Origin of the sequence: Vibrio profundum (assembly GCF_050337555.1) — a bacterium.
Classification (GTDB): Bacteria; Pseudomonadota; Gammaproteobacteria; order Enterobacterales; family Vibrionaceae; genus Vibrio; species Vibrio profundum.
The window spans coordinates 92,332-117,157 of the sequence record NZ_JAKJTA010000012.1 but is presented as its reverse complement, the minus strand read 5'-3'; the positions used below and the strand labels follow the sequence as shown (position 1 = coordinate 117,157).

19 protein-coding genes and 1 pseudogene are annotated in these 24,826 nt (G+C 44.3%); 13 read left to right on the top strand and 7 right to left on the bottom strand.

The features are described 5' to 3' along the window. Position 1 precedes the first annotated feature (1 nt). The 6 genes and pseudogenes from L4C34_RS13180 (at position 2) to L4C34_RS13155 (ending at position 6,883) form a co-directional block, all read left to right on the top strand. The gene (locus tag L4C34_RS13180) at positions 2–655 is read left to right on the top strand and encodes a chemotaxis protein CheD (protein ID WP_428789809.1); all 654 of its coding nucleotides are present in this window, start codon (positions 2–4) and stop codon (positions 653–655) included. Next, the gene (locus L4C34_RS13175; RefSeq protein ID WP_428789808.1) at positions 655–1,698 is read left to right on the top strand and encodes a protein-glutamate methylesterase/protein-glutamine glutaminase; all 1,044 of its coding nucleotides are present in this window, start codon (positions 655–657) and stop codon (positions 1,696–1,698) included. The genes L4C34_RS13180 and L4C34_RS13175 overlap by 1 nt, the downstream gene beginning before the upstream one ends. 323 nt (positions 1,699–2,021) lie before the next feature. Continuing rightward, positions 2,022–2,715 (top strand): annotated as a pseudogene (locus L4C34_RS13170) (methyl-accepting chemotaxis protein); the annotation flags it as partial. A 188-nt stretch (positions 2,716–2,903) separates the two neighbouring features. Continuing rightward, the gene (locus L4C34_RS13165; RefSeq protein WP_428789807.1) at positions 2,904–3,203 is read left to right on the top strand and encodes an STAS domain-containing protein; all 300 of its coding nucleotides are present in this window, start codon (positions 2,904–2,906) and stop codon (positions 3,201–3,203) included. A 15-nt stretch (positions 3,204–3,218) separates the two neighbouring features. Next, positions 3,219–4,913: an ATP-binding SpoIIE family protein phosphatase gene (locus L4C34_RS13160; RefSeq protein WP_428789806.1), complete on the top strand. Its 1,695-nt coding sequence runs from the start codon at positions 3,219–3,221 to the stop codon at positions 4,911–4,913. A 290-nt stretch (positions 4,914–5,203) separates the two neighbouring features. Beyond that, positions 5,204–6,883, top strand: coding sequence for a flagellar assembly protein A (locus tag L4C34_RS13155; protein ID WP_428789805.1), 1,680 nt, complete (start codon positions 5,204–5,206; stop codon positions 6,881–6,883). A gap of 505 nt (positions 6,884–7,388) precedes the next feature. Here L4C34_RS13155 and L4C34_RS13150 read toward each other — a convergent pair. After that, on the bottom strand, positions 7,389–8,555 hold the full coding sequence (locus L4C34_RS13150) for a multidrug effflux MFS transporter (protein ID WP_428789804.1): 1,167 nt from the start codon (positions 8,553–8,555) through the stop codon (positions 7,389–7,391). An 89-nt stretch (positions 8,556–8,644) separates the two neighbouring features. On the opposite strand from L4C34_RS13150, the gene L4C34_RS13145 reads away from it, so the two are divergent. Beyond that, positions 8,645–9,583, top strand: a complete 939-nt coding sequence (locus L4C34_RS13145) for a LysR family transcriptional regulator (RefSeq protein ID WP_428789803.1) — start codon at positions 8,645–8,647, stop codon at positions 9,581–9,583. Positions 9,584–9,776: 193 nt separating this feature from the next. Next, positions 9,777–13,826 (top strand): hypothetical protein, encoded by a 4,050-nt coding sequence (locus L4C34_RS13140; RefSeq protein WP_428789802.1) that lies wholly within the window; start codon positions 9,777–9,779, stop codon positions 13,824–13,826. An 87-nt stretch (positions 13,827–13,913) separates the two neighbouring features. Here L4C34_RS13140 and L4C34_RS13135 read toward each other — a convergent pair whose 3' ends face one another. Beyond that, positions 13,914–14,471, bottom strand: coding sequence for a hypothetical protein (locus L4C34_RS13135; protein ID WP_428789801.1), 558 nt, complete (start codon positions 14,469–14,471; stop codon positions 13,914–13,916). Positions 14,472–15,116: 645 nt separating this feature from the next. Here L4C34_RS13135 and L4C34_RS13130 point away from each other — a divergent pair. After that, positions 15,117–15,971 carry a PI-PLC domain-containing protein gene (locus L4C34_RS13130; RefSeq protein WP_428789800.1) on the top strand — a complete coding sequence of 285 codons (855 nt, stop codon included), beginning with the start codon at positions 15,117–15,119 and terminating at the stop codon, positions 15,969–15,971. 62 nt (positions 15,972–16,033) lie between these two features. Here the strand turns inward: L4C34_RS13130 and L4C34_RS13125 are convergent, their stop codons facing one another. Continuing rightward, the gene (locus tag L4C34_RS13125; protein WP_428789799.1) at positions 16,034–16,864 is read right to left on the bottom strand and encodes an HDOD domain-containing protein; all 831 of its coding nucleotides are present in this window, start codon (positions 16,862–16,864) and stop codon (positions 16,034–16,036) included. A 127-nt stretch (positions 16,865–16,991) separates the two neighbouring features. On the opposite strand from L4C34_RS13125, the gene thiD reads away from it, so the two are divergent. Further along, entirely contained in the window at positions 16,992–17,834 is an 843-nt protein-coding gene (gene thiD / locus L4C34_RS13120; RefSeq protein ID WP_428789798.1) for a bifunctional hydroxymethylpyrimidine kinase/phosphomethylpyrimidine kinase, read from the top strand. Between the two features lie 104 nt (positions 17,835–17,938). Continuing rightward, positions 17,939–18,694: a phosphatase PAP2 family protein gene (locus tag L4C34_RS13115; protein ID WP_428789797.1), complete on the top strand. Its 756-nt coding sequence runs from the start codon at positions 17,939–17,941 to the stop codon at positions 18,692–18,694. A gap of 69 nt (positions 18,695–18,763) precedes the next feature. Here the strand turns inward: L4C34_RS13115 and L4C34_RS13110 are convergent, their stop codons facing one another. The 3 genes from L4C34_RS13110 to fabG form a co-directional block, all read right to left on the bottom strand. Beyond that, a complete protein-coding gene (locus L4C34_RS13110) occupies positions 18,764–19,741 on the bottom strand; it encodes an alpha/beta hydrolase (RefSeq protein WP_428789796.1) in 978 nt (325 codons plus the stop codon). Continuing rightward, complete coding sequence (locus tag L4C34_RS13105; protein WP_428789795.1) at positions 19,726–21,375, bottom strand: acyl CoA:acetate/3-ketoacid CoA transferase; 1,650 nt, start codon at positions 21,373–21,375, stop codon at positions 19,726–19,728. Before L4C34_RS13105 ends, L4C34_RS13110 begins: the two co-directional genes overlap by 16 nt. 234 nt (positions 21,376–21,609) lie before the next feature. Then, the gene (fabG, locus tag L4C34_RS13100; protein WP_428789794.1) at positions 21,610–22,344 is read right to left on the bottom strand and encodes a 3-oxoacyl-ACP reductase FabG; all 735 of its coding nucleotides are present in this window, start codon (positions 22,342–22,344) and stop codon (positions 21,610–21,612) included. Positions 22,345–22,645: 301 nt separating this feature from the next. Between fabG and L4C34_RS13095 the strand changes: the two genes are divergently transcribed. Further along, positions 22,646–23,554: a LysR family transcriptional regulator gene (locus tag L4C34_RS13095; protein ID WP_428789793.1), complete on the top strand. Its 909-nt coding sequence runs from the start codon at positions 22,646–22,648 to the stop codon at positions 23,552–23,554. Positions 23,555–23,564: 10 nt separating this feature from the next. Here the strand turns inward: L4C34_RS13095 and L4C34_RS13090 are convergent, their stop codons facing one another. After that, complete coding sequence (locus tag L4C34_RS13090) at positions 23,565–23,891, bottom strand: hypothetical protein (RefSeq protein ID WP_428789792.1); 327 nt, start codon at positions 23,889–23,891, stop codon at positions 23,565–23,567. Between the two features lie 282 nt (positions 23,892–24,173). Here L4C34_RS13090 and L4C34_RS13085 point away from each other — a divergent pair, with 282 nt between their 5' ends. Continuing rightward, the gene (locus L4C34_RS13085; RefSeq protein ID WP_428789791.1) at positions 24,174–24,749 is read left to right on the top strand and encodes a VOC family protein; all 576 of its coding nucleotides are present in this window, start codon (positions 24,174–24,176) and stop codon (positions 24,747–24,749) included. The last annotated feature ends 77 nt before the right edge of the window (positions 24,750–24,826 follow it).

Sequence of the window (24,826 nt, the reverse complement as noted above, 5' to 3'; positions counted from 1 at the left end):
AATGGTACCGATGAAAAAAAACCGTTTACGCGCAGAGGGAGAGAAAGTACAGGTTAATCGTTTTTACCATCCTCAAAAGAAGAAGCATTTAGTTAAGGTGTTTCCCGGTGGCGTGTATTGCTCATCAGATGATGATGAGATTATTTGTACTGGCCTTGGATCTTGCATCGCGGCATGTATATGGGATGAAGAATTCCAAATCGGTGGAATGAATCACTTTTTGCTTCCGTTTGACAGCAATGCCGAATTAAGGCATTGGCACCCTGACGAGCTACTTTCTACAGCGTCTCGTTATGGCAGTTACGCGATGGAAATTTTGATTAATGACCTTGTATCCCATGGAGCCAATCGTCAAAAGTTGAAGGTGAAGTTGTTTGGTGGCGCGAATTTAATGGGCCAATTCGCCATGATTGGAGAAAAAAACATCGAGTTTATCTTGAGCTATGTGGGTCAAGAGAAGTTAAATGTAATTGCAGAAGATCTTGGCGGGAAAGAGCCTAGAAAAGTCATGTTTGAACCAACCACGGGGCGGGCATGGATTAGGAAAATACCCTTTAGTGAAGTTAACAAAATTCATCATGATGAAGAGAAATATGCTCATCAACTTGATGAAGAAAGTCATAAAAATCGCGATGATGATGTGGAGCTTTTCTGATGGAAGAAATAGTAGAAGTGCTTGTAGTTGATGATTCTCCTGTGTTTCGAGCGTTGCTATGTCAATTGATCAATAGCGACCCTAAATTAACCGTTGTCGCTGAGGCGGCGGATCCTTATGAAGCAAGAGAGCTTATAAAGCGTCACAACCCAGATGTAATAACACTAGATATTGAGATGCCAAAGATGAATGGTGTTCAGTTTCTAAAAAACCTAATGCGTTTACGGCCTATGCCCGTTGTTATGATTTCAACTCTTACACAGCACGGCGCTGAAGCTACGTTAGCGGCGTTAGAAGCTGGCGCGGTTGATTATTTCCCCAAACCGGAAGTGGATAAGTCTGGCGAGATGATTGAATACAAAGAGTTGGTCAACAGCAAGATCAAAATGGCCGCAGGTGCAAATGTAGACGTAGCGTATTCAAGTAATGAAGCCACGAAAGCGTGGGGCGATGAGCCACTGCCTAAAACCCAGTGCGAATTAATAGCAATTGGAGCATCTACGGGGGGGACTGAAGCAGTCAAAGAAGTCATGTCGGCGCTTCCAGCGGGTATGCCTCCGATCATTATTACTCAGCATATTAGCGCTATGTTTACTAAATCTTTCGCTCAGCGTTTAAATGATAGTAGTGATGTTAACGTGAAAGAGCTTGATACCACCAGAGCGCCTTTGGTCAATGGTTGTGCTTACGTAGCTCCTGGTGACAAACACATGATCGTGACTAGAAAAGGCAATAACTTATATTGTGAGTTAGATGAGCGCCCACCTGTGAATAGGCACAAGCCTTCCGTGGATGTTATGTATGACAGTGTTGCCCAAGCTGTGGGAGATAAAGCGGTCGGGGTGATACTGACTGGAATGGGAAAAGATGGAGCGCAAGGTATGCTTAAAATGCGCAATCAGGGTGCAATGACGATTGCTCAAGATGAGAAGTCTTCGGTTGTGTGGGGGATGCCCAAAGTGGCAGTTGAACTTGATGCAGCAATTAAAGTAGCTGATTTAAAACGGATTCCAAATTTAATATGCGAGTACTTGTATCGTTAAAAAATTCTCCGACTAATTCTAGAGAGTATTCTATGGAAAGAACAATTAAAGGGACACGGCGACAGTTCGCATTGACAATTGGTGGTCAATGCATGTTGCTGATCGCCAGTTTGTTTTATTCCACGTCTATATCGCAGTTAGCATTAATGGTGGCGCTCGCCGCTATTCCTTGGTTGCTGTTATCGAATGTAATGAAGCAAACCCAAGTGAAAAAAGTTGAGGAGGGAGGAAAAGAGACGGATTTATCTGACTGTGTAAGTCAAATTAAACAAGTATTGGAAAAAGCGCATCAGCAGATATTGGATCCTTTGGATCGTCAGCACCACGTTGTTGATGAATCGGTCGAAACCCTTAATAACTCCTTTTTTACGTTGCAAAAAGTGGCTGAAGATCAAAATGAGATATCCAATATGCTTGTGGATAACTTGATGGGCAACAAAGATAGCGAATATGACTTAACTAAGGTGTTACCGCGAACAGAAGAGATTATTTCGGAGTATGTTCAAAGCCTAATTGATGTCTCGGAAAAAAGTATTTCAGCTGTGCATAGTATTCATGACATGTCTGATAAATTGGAAGTTATTTTCAAGTTGTTAAATCAGGTCAGAGGGCTGTCTGAGCAGACAAACTTGCTCGCGCTTAATGCAGCGATTGAAGCCGCAAGAGCAGGTGAAGCAGGCAGAGGGTTCGCAGTTGTCGCCCAAGAGGTGAGAAATCTTTCTATTCGCGCAGACGAATTGAACAACCAAATTCAACAAGAGATTAACGTCGCTCAAGAAACCGTGACTCAAGCAAACAAAACGGTTGGGATTATGGCGTCAATAGATATGACAGAAGCGATTGAGTCTAAAGAAAAAGTAGATGAAATGCTACGAGGCGTTCATCAGGTTAACGTAGAAATAGAAACAGAAATACAGAAAATCCATCAGCTGGGTTCGGAGTTACATACGCAGGTTGATAACGGTATTCGTGCGTTGCAATTTGCTGATATTGTGGTGCAGCAGGGAGATTATGCCAAGCTGTCACTTACCTTTATTGATGACGTTACGGGTGCACTGAAACGTTACGAGGCTGGTGAGTTGGATGGCAAAAGTTTGCATCAAGAATTGGGGACTATCATTGATAAAACAGATGCTCGCGGCGCCCCTGCGGCAAACCAAGTTAATATTGATGAAGGTGAAGTTGAACTGTTTTAAGGAGCATTCATGACAGTTGAAACAAATATTGATGAAAATTCAAAACGTGTCACTATCAGTATAGAGGGAGCGTTTGGATTTAGTTTAGTACAGGAATTTCGTAGTGCTTATATAGATAAAAAAGAATATGGGTTTGTTATCGATTTACGGAAAGTAGATTATATCGATAGTGCTGGGTTAGGTATGTTACTCAATATGCATAAATATATAGGCCAGGGGGATAAGTCGATTGCTATAACGAATACCCTGCCGCAAGTAAAAAAAATCTTACTTATTTCTAGATTCGACAAAAAGTTTAGTATCGATTAATTTGAGGGACGGCTTATGCGAGTCATGATCGTTGATGACCATGAAACAAATAGAGAGCTTTGTCGTTATATGCTGTCAAACATCGCAGAGACAATCGATACGTTTGATGACGGTGAAAATGTTGTAGAAGCCATGAAGGCAATGTCGAGCTTACCCGACGTTATATTGCTAGATGTGATGATGCCGATTAAAAACGGTTTTGATACGGCAGCAGAGATTAGAGAAGCATTTCCTGATCATCATACCCCGATAATATTTTTAACCGTTCTTGATGATCATGATTCATTTGAACGTAGTTTAGCGCTCGGTGATGACTTCATTCTCAAACCTGTGGAACGGAGTGTACTGGTCGCTAAAGTCCAGGCTCACCATCGTGTTGTGACTATGCACCGTGAGGTTCTTGAACAACGCGATGAGCTTCAGCATTTCCATGAGCATGTGAAATATGACTACGCGATAGCTGAGTCAATTTTCACAAATCTTATGGATGAAATGAGTTCTCAAGTCAGCCATATCTACGGCATCAATTATATATCCACGCCTTCGACGATTTTTAATGGTGATCTTATTGTTGTCGCAAACCGCCCTCACGGCGGAGTCTACGTGATGATTGCTGATGCTACTGGGCATGGGCTACCGGCAGCAATCTCTGCTATTCCTGCAACTAGAGCGTTTTTTACTATGGCATCGAAAGGGATGTCTTTAGGAGAAATCGTTACTGAAATAAACAATTCATTAGTTAAATTCTTACCTTTAGGGATGATGCTTGCCGCCAGTGTGTTTGAAATTAAAGCGAATGGTTTGGAGGTGTCATGGTGGGGGGGAGGACTACCCGATGGTTATGTTCTTGATGAAAATGGGAAAATAATCAAAAAGCTTGCCTCTAATCATATGCCCCTTGGGGTGCTAAATGAGAATGAGTTTGAAATCAATTTGACTCATGTAAAGCTTAAGCCTAACCAGAAAATAATTAGTTATACTGACGGCATCACTGAAGCTGAAAATCATTTCGGAGAACAATTTGGAACGGTAAGGCTAGAAAAAGTCCTTGAGGAAAGCGCAAATATTATTTCCAACCTGTATGAAAAAGTGCAACAGTTTACCGAAAAAGGTGCGGGAGACGATCTCTCCATATTAGCGATGGATTTTCCGATAACTAATGGTAGCTCACATAACGAGTTGGTAGAGGCGGTTGAAAGGCGAGCATTGCCCATTCAGTCCACGTTGTCCTTCTCAGCTGACGTGTTAAAAGATACGTCAGTTATGAATGAAGTGAGATCTTACCTGATGGGAATTATTCCAGGCGGAGCACATTTGGATCTGATTTGTTCAGTTCTATCTGAGCTGTTTGCAAATGCGATTGAACATGGATTGCTTAGACTTGAGTCAAAAATTAAAGACGACCCTGATGGTTTTTATAATTATTACCTCATTAGAGAGCAAAAACTGAGTGAATTGGACGCGACCGCTGAGCTTGAATTGAAGGTGAATTATTTGCCTAAAGATGGCTGTATTATTATGGAGCTTGAACATAATGGTGAAGGTTTTGATTATAAAAAGTATGAGGATATAGATAGTAATCTTACTTATGGACGAGGAATTATATTGGCTTTGGAGCTATGTGACTCGTTACGTTATTCAAAAAATGGTACTTGCGTGACCGCAGTGTATGATTTTAATGCGCGCCATCACTTTCCGGTAGACGATTAAATCTTTTTCTTTTCAGTTGTCTAGCAGTAGGTTATTTGCAATTTTCACGGTTCTACCTCTCATTAGTTGACTGGTTGAGTTAGACAGCCAGCTTCGCTTGATACCTATATTAAAAATAGGTAAATCCCCGTCACGAAAGATACGCTGTGGTTAGTGTATATCTATGAATTCTTGGTTATAATTTACACTGTAAAGGAAATGTTCAGGATACATTAGTAATGCTCTGTCGTGCTTTTTTGCTTGGTGTTATCTATGTAATTACTCTGTAGCGACCAGATTATGGAATAGGTATGTGGAATAAATTTGTTTCAATTTCTAACGATGGAACTTATGTGGTTGCTAAGTTGTCTCCGGATATCAACGTGAATACTAGCTTCGATACTCGGGGGTTGGATGAAGCTTTGGCTGAGATAGCGGCTAGCCAGTTTTATCTCATTGAAGAAGAAGTAAATCGATTCATCAACTGCGCTAAAGAATCAAAGGGCGAAGCCTATAAGGGTATTCGTATTGCTGAGGTAAGGAACGCAGAAGTTGAAGTCGTCCTCAGTGAGCAAGATATGTTGGCGAGCATGGTTGTGACAGGAGCATACTCAGGAAAACCGTTAAATGGCCCCGACATCATCCAGGCGCTAGCCAATGCGGAAGTAACGAAAGGAATCAATAAACTCGCCTTGAAAAAAGTGCTGCTTACTAGTGGGCATCTTAAGTCAGGGGAGACGTTTACTCAGCCCGTTGCACAGGGTAAAAATCCAATTCAAGGTAAAGACGCTAAATTTATTCCGTTAGTCGAGGATATATCTAAGCGCGTTCTTGCGCCGAAAAAGCAAGATGATAGCAATAAAGTCGATATGTTGAACCTTGGAGAAACCATCACGGTAGAGGTTGATGAACCATTAATGAAGCGTGAGCCTGCAACAAGAGGAACGGCAGGGATTACCGTTCAAGGCAAGGTGATTCCAGCAAAGCCAGGTAACGACCAAGCTTTGATGAGTGGGCGAGGCTCAAAAATAGCGCCCGACAACCCTAATCTCTTGGTTGCTGATGCGTCTGGGATGCCTATTATTCGTAGTAAAACGGTTGAAGTGGAAGATGCACTATGCCTTCCAGCTATTGGTGTGAGCACCGGTCATGTGAAGTTTAAAGGCAATGTCGTGGTGTCAGGCGATATAGAGTCAGATATGGTGGTACGGGCGACAGGTTCACTGACTGTGGGTGGATTTATCGAGTCAGCGGACGTGCAAGTGAAAGGCGACATCGTTGTGGCAAAAGGCATCATTGGCCACTCGGTTCCAGAGGGGCAAGAAAAAACTTGCGCTGTGAAATCTGGGGGAAATATCAAAGCAAATTATGCACAATATGCTCAATTGCAAGCGGCCGATAATATTGAACTTTCGGTTCACTGTATGGGAAATGATTTGCGTTGTGGTAAAGATTTAGCGGTATCCGATACGAGCGGTCGGCAAGGAACATTAAGTGGTGGTATCGCAAAAGTGGGTGGGAAAATCACGTGCGTCAATTTAGGTGTAGAGGGTGATACCCCCACCCATGTTGAGGCATTCGCATGCTATCCAAAGTTGAAAGAGCGCTTATCGGTTTTAAAAGATAAGTATAAACAAGCTCAAGAGAAAACGATGGATGTCGTCCATCGAGAGTTAGATCTGAAGAAACTTCCCCCAGACCAAAGGACGGAAGAGGCGGAAAAAGAGTTTGAAGAATTTAAGGCGAGTGCCAATGAAGGCCTAGCGCAAACGAAGTCTGATGTAGATGCACTTACTGAAGAAATAGACCAATTGCTGCTTGCCAATACGATTGAAGCAAAGAGCAAAGTCTTTACCCATGTAACCGTGCAATTTTCCGAAGAAAGAGTTACGACTAAGCGTTCTCATGGGCCGAGTATTTTTTCATTTAACCGCTATAAAATTGATTGCGAATCGAAGCTTGGAGATGAGTCATTTGAAAATGACAGTTGAATTGCTTTTGCAACTGAAACCAAAACTGGCTTCGAAGCCAGCTTTTTTGTTTCTAAGTACTTTTTAGATAATTGTTTTCAGGTAACTGTTTCTAGCAGTCTGATTCTAGATATGGGTCTCTGAGTCTTTTTTCTGGACAAAGAGTTACGATTTGGGATTTGGAGTTTTGACTGAATCTTTCCAGTATTGGATTCGAATGCGGTGTAATTGAGCTCGTCTCATTTTTTTCATAGTATTCCCTCTCGTATAATTATTTGCTTTCTATAGCAATCCTATTCAGTTTAATCTTTGAAATCACGTGATTTAATGTAACCTTGAACTCGTTCAAGCACTATGAAGTTCGTCACAGTTGTCTCAATAAATCTATACTAAGCAAATTTTGTTTAGTTAAGTAGTATCTTGTTGTTCTTTAGGATAAAAGTATGCGCTATCTTAGCTTTTTGATACTTTAAACTAATTTGAAATCTACCATTCATTAATTTGTAATACTCAACTTGGTGTGAACTTATGTGATCTCTCTTTGATGTTTAGGCTTCCAACCGGCCACCCAAGCGATAATCGACAGCAAAGCAATAGAAGTGGCCAGCACAGTTGTGCTCATGCCCCATACTTGGCTGATAAGGCCTGATATCAGCGCAGAACTGGCGATTTGGCAAAATCCGACAAGACCGGAGGCGATGGCTTGATATTGACGCTGTTCAGAAATAGCCGCTGATATGGCAAGAGGTAGGCTGGAACCGTTTGAGACTGCAACCAAACACATTGGTATCACAATGGTCCATACACTATGGACGCCAATCCAAGACGTAATGATGTAGCACATACCTCCGAGTAAGAAACTATATAATCCTCCACGCACAATCGATTGATATTGGCAGCGAGCTAGTAGCCATTTCGAGGTGAAGTTTGCGCTTATGATTGTCAATGTTAGTGGCAAGTAGAGCCAGCCAATTTGATGAGGACTCATATTTAGTTGAGTGAATAAAAATGGAGACTGTGTAAGGTAAACAAACCAAGCGCTATAAATTGCGCAAACTAAGCAGTTATAGCGAAGGAAAGCAGGATCACTGACAAGGTATAGAATAGCGCTTTTTTTCGAGGGTTTATCGGCTATCGATACGGCGCGGGTCTCCGGCAGGAATAGTGCTAGTAGTAAACTCGCCAGACCAAAAACCGCGACGAAAACAAAGTTCGATTGCCAACCGAATTGGGATGTTAACTGAGCTCCGATGGCAGGAGCCAGTGCGGGGGATAAGGAAACGAGAGGGTAAATGATCGAATAAACATTTGCTGAACTTTGTTTATTGCAGATGTCAGCGATGAGAGTGCGGCTAAGCACTAAACCTGACGCGGCCCCAGTAGCTTCCATGGCTCTCCAGATCAAAAAATGTGTAAAGTCAGTGGAGGCTGCACAACCCAATGAGCCTGCGATGTAAACGCTAATGCCAATGTACAGTATCGGCTTACGCCCGTTTCTATCTGCAAGCGGTCCATAGATAAGTTGAGCGCCGGCAAGTGCAATTAGGTACACGGAGATTGACTGTGTCATTTGCCAATCGGGTACCTGAAAGCTCATTTTCATTGAAGGCATACTGGGCAGGTAAATATCGGAGGCCAATAAACCAAAGGTACTTAGCATGGCGATGGTCGCGATAAATAAAGGTCGAGGCATAAATAGAATCCTATAACTGGTACGAGTAAATGTAATTTTGATGGCTTGGGTATTCGTGGGAATGTTAAAGTGATGCGTAGGAAGTGAAAATGCAGTTTTTTGCAGGTGATGAATGCAAAAGTGCAATCGCAGGAAAGAGTACGGGAAAGAGAAAGATGAACTGGGATGACGTCAGAGTTTTCTTGGCGGTAGCACGCGCTGGATCGTTAAAAGGCGCAGCGCAGAGCTTGATGATTGATCAAACAACGGCAGGTCGAAGGTTGAAGGCATTGGAAGAAAAGCTTAATTGCTCTTTATTTCTTCGCACTTCCAATCAATTGAAGTTAAGTAAAAAGGGTCAAGAAGTCGTCGCTCTGGCGCAAGCTATGGAAGAAAGAGCGGTGTCGTTTGAAAGACTGTGTGACGGAGAAAAAGATGTGGCCTCAGGAGAAGTGCGTGTAACCACCACCGATTCTTTAGCGCTTGATTTCATTGTTCCCGCGATCAGTCAAATTCAGAAAATCTATCCTCAATTAAGGATTGTCTTGAGTACCACGACCCAGATCATGAGCTTGGCCAATCGTGAAGCGGATATTGCAATACGCACAACGCGGCCCCATCAACTGGATTTGATCACTCGCCAACTTGCTTGTTGGGAAGTCGGCTTATATGCAAGCAAAAGCTATTTAGACCGAAAAGGTAGTCCGCATGTCGACGAGAAGTTTGCAGGTCATGAGATCGCGATTTATCAGGCTGGGGTGTCGCCGCAGCAGAGTGAAACGTTAGTGGAAGTGGATAGAAGCAAAGCGAATGTTGTCGCTGAGCTCAATTCGAGTTTGATGTTGTTCAATTTTGTCAAAGCAGGACTGGCGTTGGCAGAGCTGCCAAGTTATATGGCGGAGCGAGAACCAGAACTGGTGCGCGTGTGGCCGGAGAAGGCTCGTTCGCAACCTTATCAGGTGTGGTTGGCCCTACATGCAGATTCAGCTCATGCCGCTCGAACTCGAATCGTCGTTGATGCAATCGCTGCGCAGTTTCAATGTGGTTAGACGAGTTTCAATGCGGCTAGAGGAATAGCTTATGTAAACGGAAGTCGTGGCTGTGGGGGGATAACTCTTGATATCATAATCACAATGAACTAAATAATACCATATTCGCCTTTCATCTTTAGATCACAAAAATGACATAACTTACTGATATACATGACACCGTTAAATTGTTCACTATTAGCGGTGTATTAAAATGTCCTCTTTCCCAAATCTTAAGCAACTAAGAAATCAGCTGTCTCAAAAGCTTATTCAACTGATCCCCAACCAAACTATTGTCGACAAAGAGATGGGGCGGTTTGATGTTGTCGTCTCAAGGCGTGCTTTTTTGGGTAAGGCAGGCAAGTTAACCGCGTTAGCTGCGCTAGTCGGCAGTGGCCTACCGCCTTCAGTCTGGGCGAATACAAATTCAAGCTATCAGGTCAACGATCCCAACTTGCAACTCACCGACAGCGAAATGCAGCAAGTTAATATTGCTTGTTCAGTTTCACTGAGTGGGGAGTTGATGGATGAGCAGCTCACCGTACAATCCGCACAGATGTTTAAGCAATTCGATCGTCGTCACGTGATGTTCAATGGGATTGCGTCCACTCCTTATATTCAAACAATGCCAGGTGAATCGGCTGACCCAAGTCATTTGTTTGCCCGTGGCGAAAGCGAGCTACTGGGGCTTGATGAGCACAATAATCTTGTCCATATGTACCGTGATCACGAATCTGGTCATGGTTTTAAAATGGATGTAGATAAAGACGTGGCGCAAGAGCTCAGCGGTCAGACGGTGGATGAATTGTTTGTCCTTAGCCACCAAGACAACGGCACGGTTGTCGATGATTGGATCGTTGGTAGCTGGGGGATGTGGATCCAACTTAAAAGCAAGCGCTGGATCCAATGGTTTAGGACGTTAAAGATCAATGTAAACGACAGCAGCAAGCGACAAGATACGGGCTGGACGATCATGGGCGGCTGGCAATATGGAACTTTAGTCGACGTATTTTATGGCGATGGAAAAGATCAGGTGCCTTGCGTTCATTTTATGATGACTAGCGATACGCACATGAGTGAGTGGAAATATGGTCCTGAAGCTTCCCTTGTACGTAGATTCAAAGATATTGAAGATATTGCCGCCGCCCCGAATCAGCTGAATACGCAGGAAATGAGTTATGGCTGGCAAGGAGGGATGATCCCACACCTAGAAAACCTTACTCGTGTTCGGCTAATATCGGCTAATAGGTATACCCAACAATATACTTTTGTTAGCTATCATTTTGGCCCTACAACTGATCGCGAATTTGTTGAAGGCCTGGTTAGTTATTCAGTCGATTGGGACTCATTTGTGACACTTAAGGTATCTGGGCAATGGGATGTTAGTAAGAGTGAAGTAGATGGTGATGTCTTTGCGGAATATTTTATGTTGGGTGATTCATATTCATACAAGGTTTTTCCTGCACCTTGCTTTGACGGGCAGATTAGCGTGGTTTGTTCAGTTAAGCCTTCCCATCCCAACCCTTATTACTACCAGTTAGTTCTTCCTGAACCCAATGATACCCAGCATAATGTTGCTCTGCTTCGGGGAGTCACAATACCTAACCAATTTGTGCAAGATATGCATTTGCAAACGAATTCCGATGGTATTAAAAGCTTGATTGCCCAAGATGAAAAAGGGAACGTTTATCAGCGCCGCCAGAGTTGCCAGCGTCAAGATCCCAACAATATTTTAAGCCCATTTGTACCGATTACGCCGAAAGAACCACTTGATAGTTGGTTTGAGGCTGAATGGCAGCCGTTAGATGTAGGCTGTATCGGTTTAGTCGCGCCGCCATTGACTTCACAAGACAGTGAATATTTAGTCGCCAAGTTGTCACCAAATTCTCAAGCGGTGGAGTATCACTCAACGCAGGTAGTGAGATACAGCCTAACCGCACAAGATGAAACGATTATGGTGCCGATGTCGGAGGCGTCCATTCAAGCCAATGTAAATAAAGGTCAGCAGCAAGAAACCGATACTTACTATCACGCGGAACTGAACGTGCAGAATATCTATGGTTACTCGGTTGGGGCCAATCAGCCGATTGAGCTGCGCAGTTCTAAGCCGGTACGTTTGATTGATAACAATACGGGCCGGGGCCATTCAATTAGCCGAGAAACAAGTGCTATCCTTTACACCAATGCTGCTGGGAAGGTAGTCGCTTCCATGAAAGCGACCGATTTTAAATCGCCGACCTTATTTGCTCGTATTTACGACCAAAGCAATCAGCTGGACAATCAAACGGTGCTGCTGAGTTCGAATAGTTCGTCTCACGTTTGGCAGGAGCTGAGTCCGGATTTTTATGCGCATCAGCGCCTCGCCGATCCTAAACACACGGACGTACAAAGTCTTCAGAAAGCTGGGCTCCTATCTAGCAAAAACGCCACCGATGACAATGCCAATTTATTGCGTACGGCGGGCAGCCGACTCACTCAAGTGTCGCCTGCTCCCGCGCCCAGTTCCTCGCTTCTAGCTGCTGGTCAGCCGCAAGAGATTAACCCGTTACAACATATCAGCTATATGAACCCAAGCTTGTCAAACGCGGAAGTGAATTTGTTATCGGGCTCTTGGACTGTGGATTTGCAAGCCAAATCACTCAGCGAAGGAGCCAACGTAGAGCTTGGTAGCTTTTTTCACAGTATTGGCCACTTGTTCCACCATATTGTTCATTCGATTCAAAAGGGTGTGAAAGCGGTCATCAATGGGGTCGCGCGTGAAGTGACTAAAGTTGCCTTGTCCATTGAAGAAGGGGTGTGCATTACCTTTCAATATGTCGGCGGGGCGGTGAGCTTTGCGTTGGATACCATCGAGCATATCGCGAAGGCCATTGTGTCGGTGATCACGACGTTGGCAGACGCAGTAATTGATGCTGTGGAAACTTTGATCAAATATCTAAAGCTGTTGTTTGCGTTTAAAGATATTTTTGCTCTGACGCGCAGCTTGGAAAGGGGCGTAAAACATCAAATTTCTTACGTAGCCACCCAAAGTTCAGCTTGGGCGCAAGATCTTAAAACCAGCTTTGCAGGCTACGAAAAAAGCATTGATGCCAATATTGATAAACTGTGTGGTCAGTCTGAATCGATTTCTGGCGATTCTTATACCGAGAACTTCAACCTGTCGGCGTCTAACGGGCCAGCGGGTAATTCTTGTGTACAGAATTTCGTCCTCAATAAATTTGCCAACTCAATGCAGTCATCGGGCTCTCTGAGTGCCAGCAGTGTTGGGGCGGCGGAGAATTTTTCTGATAGCAGCATAGAGAGCTTGGTTGAGCAGCTGGTAAGCAAAGTCGTCGTCCAAGGCGGTTTGGCCATCCCTACCGATGTGGTGACTTCTTTGTTTGATGCCACCATCAAAGGGTTTAACCGCTCTGCGCTAAATGCTGTGTTGCAGGACCAAAAAGCGTTAGTTCACAGTGGATGTGGTGTCATTCAAGAGGTTATTGAAGGATTGTCTCAGATGACGCAGCTGGGCCAAGACGTTGCCCTGTCGGGGCTGAACGAAAAAGTCCCGTTTTTGAGCTGGCTACTGAAACTGTTTGGCTTAGATTTAACTTGGGGCAGTATGTATTCATTTATGGTGGCATTTCCGCTGCATACATTGTACGCGCTTGAAACTGGGCACTCTCTGAAATCAATAAACTTCAGCAACAATTTGTCAGAAAATGCTCTGTCAGCAAATGCATTGCCAGAGGCCCAAAGCCTGACGGACAGCCAAGGAGTCAAAACCTCTTTTACTATCGGTTATATTGTGACTACACAAATATCGATAGTACTCGGTTGTATGGACGGGGTGTCCAGTCTAAGCAAAGATCAATTCGGTATTGCGAAATCGGTGGTGAAAGTTTTTAAAGGGATGTTCGATTTTGGCAACGCATTAAATTCTTCGGATGAAACTCCCGTGGGGTATTTGTCCCCCGTTAGTTCGTTCATTGTGGCGTTGGTCGGGTTGGTTTTTTCGGTGAAAAAATTCGTGCTTCAACAGGGCGAGGCCCTAGCCACTATTTATGCATTGATGAAAGTGGCCATCGCCGTCGCAATCTGTGTTACCAACACCGAGAAGACGCCATCTGCTGGTTTTGAGCGCGCGAAAGCGTTTGTCGATGCCATTGGTTACACAGGAGATGCCGTGATGAAAGTGAGTAAAAATAAAGAAATGCTGGTGGGTGTTACCGCGATGAAGGAAGCCTCTCTTGTGTTCTATATCGGGCATGCATATTCGTAGTCTATGGGCCGTTAGCTGTTTCTCCCAATCGAGAAATCACGCAGCGTGTTGCGCTGCGTGATTTTATTTTAATCAGTTGCTACAAGCTTATACGTTAGGAAGGTTAATTTGTTGGATGGGTTCAGAGCGGACGTTCTCTTTCACCTCATTGTAGTGATCTCGGCCAGTTGCCATATAATAAAGGCTCCAACTGCTGACCATAGAGTCATCGCCAAACACACATACATCTGATTGTCCTGTATTGTCAGTGAACGCACCTTGCGCATGGTAACCCGCGATAGCACCGCCTAAGTTCTTACATAGGTTCCAAGAAGGGTTGCTATATTTTCCTGCCATCAGGTACGAGCCATCAGGAATATTACCCAGCTTTTCTATATATGTGGCGGCAATGTTCGGATGCTTTGAGGCATAGGCATCGAGCCCTACCACGATATAACCCCCATCTTTTTTAAAAGTACAAAATTGCTTACGTAACCCTTTCTGGGGGTGAGCAGGATCGGCTGTTTGAAACTCAGCTGTGATGGTTTTGACTTTGCCACCAGTGTGCGTGCAGTAATCAACTTCGTTGACTCCTGCGTGAGCCACTGTGGCAACCCCTAAAGAAAATACCCCAATCATACCACTGATATATAAACCTTTTTTCATTGCACTGCTTCCTTAATTATTATGTTTGTAACTCGTATTTGGCCTTTTAGTTAATAACAATATTATTCAATCAAGTGTGGAATTTGTGCATAATTATCGATCTTGATCGCTATAATTATTTAATTTAGAAGGTGAGGAGTGGAAAAAGTTACGTGTTTGTTCGCCACGTTTTGCCAAATAAATATTGGCCGAAGGTACCTCAATCGCTGACAAGTTTTGGAGGCTCAAATGCGAAGGAGAAAGCTCCATATTCTCCTCATTGGGTTGTCAAATGTTGCGATTCTCGCGAGATTCATAGGCTTAGATCTAACACTGAAGCCGTGAATATTAGAAGAATGGTAATACTCGCGACTAAGATGAGGTATACGCGCCAAAATAGAGTTTTACCCTGTTTATTTAGTGTCCATTATCAATGCACAGATAGCACTTTTCTTGTGATGTCTGAGGGAGCACAGGTTCTATATAATCGTTATAAATGGGTATTGTCAGCCTGATTCTTTCGGCTTTATTTAACAATAATGTGGGCTAAAGCATGCTTTCAAGGTTCAGAGGTCTTGTAATGCGCTTTTCACTTCTTTTTTCTATTGTGGCTGGCATCATGGGCAGCAATACAATGGAAAATATAGGTTAGAGCGAGTTGAAGGAATGAAAATCTTTATTATAGTGTTTGGGGTAATTGCCGTTGCGGTGTACTTGCTCAATATGTTTGTTGAACGTCAATTGGAAAAGCGGGCTCATGAAGGAGCCTACAATGATTGCAACAAAATTTGGTCGGCGCGAGGCCTGTACAATCATCGGACAGAAGAAAATACTCTCGAGAGCTTTCAACGTGCGTTCGATGCTGGCGCAGTCGGGGCTGAAGTGGACTTTTTCTACGATCCAGGCACAGATCAGTTTATCGTCAGCCATGATGCCATGCCACGTAACCCAGATGGGTCACTGCAAAACCCAGATGCACTGACTCTAGAGCAACTGTTTAATACGTTCGGTGAGAAGTATTACTGGTGGCTTGATTTCAAAAACCTAGATCGAATTACCAAACAGGAAACCCAAGCGGCTATCGAGCGCTTAAAAACGATCATGGCTCCTCATCAAGGTTTGATTGACAAAGCATACGTTGAAGGCTCTAACCCGTTGATGGTCAGCCGCTACACGCGCGCTGGTATTAAAACCATCATGGCGTGGGATTTATTGCCAGCAAAAAACCCATTATCTGAGTACTTAATTAATCTGTATAAGATAGCCTATTACTTTTGTGATATCACTGTGGTGGCGACGCGTGCCACGCATAGAGTCAATCCAGATAATCCAAAATATTCACCAAAGATCCAAAAGCAACTATCGAATATCCCGATCTTTTTGTTCCATACACCTGATGATCCTGAGTATTTACAGTCTTTACTTGACGATCCTTTGGTGCGAGTGATCTTAGTTGGGGCGGGAGAAAGTGTTGATCGCTTCGATAGAACGAGCTGCAAGGCTGAGTCTGAAACTCACTAGTTTTGATCTCAAATAACAAAAAAGTGACGAAGGGCCTAGATTAGGCCCTTTTTCGATCTTGGCTATGCCGCGAGCAATTGATGGGCAAGCTCTTGTCCTTGGCCCAAATGCTCATCTATGATGGCGGAAAATTCAGGGTCAATGCTAAGTAAGCGAGCGTCGGGATGTTGCGCGAGATATTCCATTTTATCTTGTTCGGAGCTAAGTTGTGGCCAACTCGTTTGGATGTCGTGAGCAAAATGTAGAATGACGGCTAACTTGGGAGAAATCTCCGCTTCCCTTGGCTGGTTGAAGTGGGCGATGGCGTCGGTCATATCTGATGGAAAATTCCAATTTTTCGCCAGCGAGGCACCGAGCGCGGGCGCTGAGATATCAATGACCGCTTCTTGCGCGGCAAACCTGTCTTCTCCGGATCGTACTTTCAAATTGATCTTTTCAGCTTCATTGGGAACTAGCGTGTGAATCATAAGTTCGCCAATATTGTGTAAGATGCCAATCGTGAACATGGCATTGCTATCAATTTGGGTCTTTTCCGCCAACTTGCTCGCGATCACCGACACTTCAAATGTATCTGACCAATACTCCTCTAAATTGAGAGTAGGTACATTTGTAAAGACGCCAGAAAGGACGGAAGCCACCACCAAGGTTCGAACTGGGCCAGCGCCCACTCGAATCACGGCCTCATTGACGGAAGCGATATTCTTTTGTCCGCCGAAATGCGCGGAATTAGCTAAACGCAGTAGGCGCGCGGCGAGGACTTGGTCCATCACTATCTTGTTAGACAAGTCGGTGAAATCTACATCGTCCTGGTTGACCATTTCTAGAAGTTCTTGCAAAATTCGCTGAATTCTAGGTAGCTCATTGATTCTACTAATTAAAGCCGTTTGAGGCATAATGTCTCTCCCTCAGGTACTTACTTAGTTAATATAGGCCATGATGCGATGTAGGCCAAAACCTCGTATTAGGGTCAATATTACCCATTGATTCATATGCGATTTTAAATTGTGCTAAGGAGAAATTATGAATGATTTTGGTGTATACCGTTCGCCGCCTGTTGTGCTGACGATTGCGGGCTCTGATAGTGGCGGTGGGGCGGGAATACAGGCCGATATCAAAACAATATCGGCGACGGGAAGCTACGCCTGCTCCGTGATAACAGCAATTACCGCGCAAAATACTCAAGGCGTTAGCAAGGTATTTCCTCTTCCAGCTGAGCAAGTTGAGGCGCAGTTAGCTACAGTATTGTCGGACTTAAATGTGGTAGCGATTAAAATAGGCATGTTGTCGGATGCCAATATCATCCAAGTCGTGGCTAAATATCTGCGTAAATATACTCCAGCCTTTTCTATTCTCGATCCTGTGCTCGTTTCAACCAGTGGAACTCCCCTCCTTGAGAGTAGTGCAGTAGAGGCGCTTAAAGCTGAGTTGATTCCCTATGTCGATATGATCACGCCTAATTTGCCGGAGAGTGCCTTTCTAGCAACAGGAAAGCAGGGTAGCCGCGACTTTGACGTAGTGATGCTGGGCACTCGGTTATTGCAGATAGGCGCGAAGAGTGTTCTTTTAAAAGGCGGGCATGCGGAAAACTCGAACACCAGTTGTGACTGGTTGTTCGATGGCGCTGAAGCGCTGCCATTCTCCACACAAAGAATAATAACGAATAATTCACATGGAACAGGTTGTACGTTGTCTTCGGCAATTGCCAGTTACAGAGCTCAAGGCAAATCGCCAGTTGAAGCCGTTGCAAAGGCGAAAGAGTATATTTTTCAAGCTCTGAGATATGCAGATAAGCTTTCAGTTGGGCAGGGACGAGGCCCTGTGAATCACTTCTATGCAGCAACACAGGCATATATTAATGAATGAGCTTGCTGAGTAAATATAAAGTATAAATTGACATCCAATTGAAACATTTCCGCTGTGTTCTGCTAGAATCCCTGTTCAATTTTTCAAGCTGGTATGGGAAAGCTGTGGACAGAATACTACATCAAAAAAGTAGCGGATTTATCATGTTGGTGGCCATGCTGGCCTCGGTACTGTTGGTTGGTTTGTTGGCATCAGGGGTGAATTTGACGTCTCACGTGAGCACAATCACGGGTGCATTTTTTACCTTACTGACGGATTCTGCGGGCAAAGGTTTTATTGTGTCTTTGGCTGTTTTCAGTTTGCTGGCACTACGGCTGGGCATTTCTCGTGAAAAACTATTTTCGCGGGCAATTCAATTAGCTGTCATCTTGGTGATCGGGTTTGCAGGCAAAACTGGCCTTAAGCATTTGACGGAAAGCCCTCGACCTTATACGGCGTTTTTAGCCAATGAATTGGTGATTCCTCAGCCAGCCCACTTTTATCAGCTTGCGAAAGCGCAAAAAAAGCAAGTCATCGAATCAGTGGAAGGTAAGGTGAGTTCGTGGCGTATCCATAGTTGGTTGAAGGGGATGAATTACTCTTTCCCATCAGGGCATACGATCTTTGCCGCGATTTGTATCGCTCTATTTGGTGGCTTGTTCCTCGAATATAAGCGCTACCTAATGGCGGGGGGAATCTTACTTTGGGCCACAGGTGTTGAATACAGCCGGATTTGGATGGGCATGCATCGAGTAGAAGACTTACTCGGTTCCGTGTTGTTTGTGGCTGCGGTGTACTTCCTGATGCCAAGTTTTAGTAAAATTGCACTGAAGTTGCTGGCTAAGCTGCCTGCGAAATGCCCAGTGGCTTGCCGAAAATAGTATTTTATTGCGCGCTCTTGTGATGACAAGAGCGCTCATTTTTACCCATTTCCCACGTTCTCCGACACCCTAGCGACTTTCCTCATTAAGAAAATCTCCCACCGACTGATACAATTGCATGCATTGCTCTGGCACTAGGCTGGCTAAATTCATAAACGCATGGATCATATCCGGAAAATGCTGGTGTTGAACTGCTACTCCTGCGCGCTGTAGTTTTTCGTAGTAAGCAATCCCTTCGTCTCTCAGAGGACAAAAACCTGCGGTAATGACATACGTGCTTGGCATATCGCCTTTGAGATCTGACAGCAGCGGAGAAGCTGCCACTCTGTCATCTTCAGGATGAAAGTAGTGTTCAAAATACCACTCTATGGTTGAAGACTCGAGCAAATAGCCATGGCCATTAGTTTGTATTGAAGCGCAGCTCATTGTGTAGTCTAGGCTTGGATAAATTAGGACTTGTTTACCAATTTGTACGGCTGGCTCTTTCGCAGATCTTTGCGCTATCGAAGCGGTTAAGGCACCGCCGCCCGAATCACCTGCGATTGCTAGTTTATCGCTATAAAGCACGCCGAGAGTGTCTAAGTAGGCGGTGATATTTTCCACGACCGTATAGCAATCTGATAATCCAGCGGGGTAGCGAAACTCCGGAGATAAGCGATATTCAACCGCGACAACAATGTGATTGCAGCTTTGTGCTAGTCGGCGGTAAATGGAATCATATACATCGATACTTCCTGACATATGTCCTCCGCCGTGATAATAAATCAGCACCGGCAAAGCGTTATCTGGAGCAGGGTGATAGAGCCTAACAGGAACGCCAGCGACCACTCCATCCAAGACTTTGTCTATCTCGGGTGACTGGTGAATATGGCTGAGAGTCAGTGCAGCTAAGCCTTGCCTAGCGACGTCGGGGGTGCGCTTAAAATTGCTGGCTGCCAATAGCTCCAGCTGGGTATTAAAGTCTTCAAGCCAAGGCTGGAGGTTCTTATGGACTTCGGTTGCTTTGGGCTGTGGGCTATGTTGTTCGGTATTTATAGGTAGCGCCATTTCTTAGCTTCCATATGATTGGTTTCCGTATGATTGGCGTCGGAGCATTGTTGCGACTTGGCAGGGGCTTGGTCTGATTTCAGTTTCAGCTGCATGAGTTCAGGGCTAAAAATACGTTTATCCATCTGAATGAGATTGGGTGATATTTGTGGCGTAAAATCCATTTTATCCAATATGTCTTTCTGTAAGTCCACCCCCGGGGCTATCTCTATTAGTTCGATTCCGCTTTGAGCGAGCTGAAATACTGCGCGCTCGGTAATGTATAACACCGGTTTATCTTGCTGGCGCGCGTAGTTGGCAGAAAAGGTAATTTGCTGTACTTGTTTGATAAATTTGCTAATAGCACCATCTTTCTTGATGTCTAGCCCTTGTTCTGTGATGGCAATTTGGGATGCGCCAGTGGTGAACGTGCCGCAGAAATACACGCTTTTGGCATTTTGGCTGATATCGATAAAGCCACCGCAACCAGCCAGCTTATTGCCAAACTTAGAGACATTTAAATCGCCATTGCTATCGACTTCCGCTAAGCCAAGAAAGGCTTGCTCTAACCCGCCGCCATCGTAGAAATCAAACATTTGGTCCTGTGTGATAATAGCGTCGGGAAACGAAGACGCACCGAATGACAAGCCTCCAGCAGGAGTACCGCCAATCGCACCGGGTTCAACGGTCGCCACCACTTGGTCACTGACGTTTTCTTCGTGAATAACTTGAGAAATACACTCAGGTACGCCGATGCCGTAATTTATGATCGCACCTTGTATAAGTTCCATTGAGGCTCGGCGTGCGATCACATGCTTCAACGTCAAAGGGGAGGTATCACACTGCGTAGGGTGTTGAGGTAAGCCTTGGCCTAAGTAGGAAGTGTTTACCTGTTCTGAAAAAGTAAGAGGGTGCTCGTTGTGTTGGGCAATGACGATGACATCGACGAAGATACCCGGGATCCGGATGGTATGCGGGTCAAGTTGACCTGCAGGGACAATGCGTTTTACTTGTACGAAAACTGTGCCTCCTTGATTGTGTACCAATTGAGCGATGGCGAGGTTTTCTAAAAACAGGCATTCCTCTTCCATACTGATATTGCCGTTCTCATCGGCTGTGGTACCACGTAAAAAGGCAACGTTGGCAGTAATTCTCGGATAAAATAGCATCTCTTGTCCGGAGATAGAGAGGAGTTCCACTCTTTCTTGTTCTGTCTGACAGTTTATCTTGCCGCCTTCGAGTCTTGGATCGACAAAGGTTTGTAACCCGACGTGACTCAGGGTGCCGGGTTTCCCCGCTGCAGAGTCTCGATAGAGTTGGCAAATAACCCCTTGAGGGAGATTATGACCAGTGATTTTTCCTTGAGTGGCTAAATCTTGTAGTTTAGGTACTAACCCCCAGTGACCGCCAATGACGTGATTGATCATGCCATCTTGCGCAAGGTGGTTGATTGCCCTTTCTTTGCCATCGCCTTGCCCAGCGGCAAAAATAAGGTTGAGGCTGTGGGGGGTTCTGGTATTGAGATATCGTTTACCGAGTGCTCGTTCTAAGGCTTCTGGTACGACGGCGCCGACGAAACCACCGAGTATGATGGTGTCATGGTCTTGGATAAGTTCAACGGCTTTTTCACAGGACAACTGTCGCTTTTTTTTCATAGCGGGTACCTCGCGCTAACGGTCAAAGGAATGGTATTTTTAGTATTGGTATGGCGGTGGTGCTATATGGCGACTACCGGGTGAACTCTTTTGGTTTTGTTGGCGCTGATTCTTTTGGCGCGATTACGTTGATGCGATTACAGCTATACGATATTGAAGGTGTTTCAAAGAGCCCAATACTCATGAATGCAAGGTGGTTTGGGCTCTGACATTTTAGGGTCGCGTTGGGCTGAGTTAGATAACTAAGCCCCCGTCAATTTTGAGCGTTTGACCAGTAATAAAGCTTGCTTGTTCGCTGGCTAAGAACGTCACACCATTGGCAATGTCCATGCTAGTTGCCATGCGATTAAGTGGCGTTTTGTCTACCATATAGGCAATTACTTTTTCTGGTAGATCTTTGGTCATTGGCGTTTCAACAAAACCCGGTGCCACGCAGTTAGCTCTTACTTGTGCCCCTTTACGAGCAAACTCTTTCGCCCAGCCTTTGGTCATCGCGATGACGCCACCCTTAGTGGCCGCGTAGTTACTTTGACCAATATTGCCATCAGTGCCCACCACTGAAGACATGGTGACGATTGAGCCGCCATTATTCTCGACCATAATAGGTGCAACGGCTTGCGTCATATTGAACACGCCTTTGAGATTGACATCTAATACCAAATCCCATTCTTGCTCAGTCATGCGCTCTAACAGGTTATCTTTAGTGATACCTGCGTTGTTGACCAGCACATCCACTCGACCATGTCGCTGCTTTACATCTTCAATAAATGTTTGAATGCTTTCTCGATCGCAGACATTGAGTGCGACAGGCGAAACGTTTTTGCTTCCCTCATAGGCTTTGTTGATGGCTTCAACATTCATGTCACATGCGTATACGTGCTCAGCTCCCTCTGATGCAAAACGTTCGACGATAGTGCGACCTATACCTTGGGCTCCCCCAGTAACAATGCAGATTTTGTTTTTTAACATGGTGTTTTCCTCCGTTTTAAGTTTCCCTATAAAATCCTTTTCATTAGGCTCCTTAGATATAGCAACTGGAATACAATGCCTCAACTTGGGAAAAAACAGTTGGTTAACAGAATAACGAATTATCTAGTCATCAATACTTGACGAATCATTGTTAATAATTTCAAATGGTTGCAGTATCATTATCGGATTTATTTAGAAAAAATAGCTTGACCAAGGTCATACTCCTTGTCGCCATTTCTGGGATATTTGACTGAAAATGGGATTCTTTTTTCTAAAATAGGGATAGATAGGGAGAAGGTAAGTGCTAGATAAAGCGGCTTTTTTTGTGGAAGTGATTCGTACTGGCTCTATTTCGGAAGGGGCGCGTATTTACGGTATTTCCAGCTCGGCAGGCAGTCGGTGGATCAAAGAATTGGAAGAGGCGCTTGGGGTGAGTTTGTTACTGCGCTCGACTCGGACGATCTCTCCCACCGAAGTTGGGCAGCAGCTGTATGATCAATATGAATCTATTTATCGCAGTGCTAAAGACGTGTTTACCGGGATCCAAAATCTTGATCATGACATGCGTGGTTTGATTAAAATTGCGGCCACGCCTTTGTTTGCGCAAAAATTTCTCAGCCAAATTGTGGGTGAGTATCTCGCAATCTACCCTAAAGTTAGCTTTAAGATCATTGAAACTGCCTTGCCTGTTGATCATCTTCATGAAGTCGATTTTTCTATTAAAGCGCACGCTACCTATAAAGGGCATTTAGACAAAGACAGTCTACTGGTTAAGCGGGTTTTACTGCGCTATCCACTTGTCGCGTGTTGCGCGCCTGAATATATCCAGCGGCATGACGAACCTATCACACCCGAAGAATTAAAATTTCATAACTGTCTATACACGTCGACACTGGTCGGTGGGAATCGTTGGCAGTTTGAAAAAGGTGGAGAGTTCACAACGGTGGAGATTGCTCAAACTATCGAGATTGAAAATAGTATGTTTGTAAAAAATGTCGCGCTGCAAGGTGGGGGAGTCGCGTATCTGCCGAAACAGCTGGTGAAGGAAGAACTTCGCGATGGCACCTTAGTGTCGATACTGAACGATTATGTGAAAAGTGAATTTGAATTAAGTTTGTACTATCAAAAGCGCAGCCAGATGCCTGCTAGATGCGCTGACTTTAAAGACTATTTGGTGCAGAGGACCAAGCAGTTAAAAGATGAAATGTAGTACGCTCTATTTAATTTTCATCTGAGGAGTCATCCGAATTGCTGCTGTTGTCTTTATTGATGCTAATGGTTTTTATCAAGGCCGATAGCGCATTTTGGTCGTAGGCTGTTTTGCACTGTTGGTAACTCAGCTTTCTACGATCGAATTCCGCACCAATCGCCACACGAGTTTGATTGGTTGGCCGAGAAAAATACAACGTTTGGCACAGCTGCATATCCGACATATTTTGCGGGTAAGAAGAAACACTGCCATTGCCCAATCCAAGTTCGTTCTCTTGATGCTCTGAGCAACCAAATAATGTGACGAGCGCAAGTGCCATCAAGCAAGGGCGTAGCATGTGAATTCTCCAAACGACATGGTGGGGTATAATCGGCTGCGCATTTTAGCTCTGTTTTGGATATTAACGAAACTCCTGCGGCTAACTATGACCAAAATTTAACTTTGGTGGGGTTAACCTTGAACACCACTTTCGTTTGGAACTACAACCTTCTGAAATATTGAGCCTTTTCGTAGATGAAATGTAATTCATCTATACAATCACTCTCTTATGCTTATAATTGCGCATTTATTATTGGTGGTTCCAGTAGTGAACTTCATCAGAACAAGAGTAGATTAGAAAATGAACTTAATTGGATTAGGCCACATCAACGTTGTGGTTGATAATATGGATAGCGCTATCTCTTACTACACAGAGCTATTCAATGCTGCGCCAGTGCAATCTTTCCCTCACTTTAAAAATAAAGGTTTCGCTCAGTCTGCTGGGTTTGTCGATAAGCCAGAGCAGGTCGATGTTTCGATCACGTTTTTAGAGCTCAAAGGCGCGAATATTTTTCTTGAGCTAATGGAGTATCATGCGCCTAAAGGAGATGTTGTTACTCGCCGTAATAAGAAGGCAAATGACATCGGTGGCATTGGTCATATTTGTATTAAAGTGAATGGAATCGACGAGCTTTTTGAACATGTGAAAAGGCATCATGATACGCAATTAATCACTGAGAACCCTAATTACAAACCGTTTCAGATCTCCCCGATAGAGTCGAAGGAGTTCTTTTTCTATGATGAAGCGGTAGAGCAAGATTCAAACGAAAAAAACAAAGTATGCGACATTATCGCAAGCATCCGTTACTTTTACTTCATTGATAAATACGGTATCCAGTGGGAATTTGAACAGGGACATACTGACATCGGGGAGTAAACTTATTGCTCTGAGATAAACATTTTGTCCGATAAAATCTGTCTAATATTGGCCAGCTGAATTGAAAGTTTGGCAAA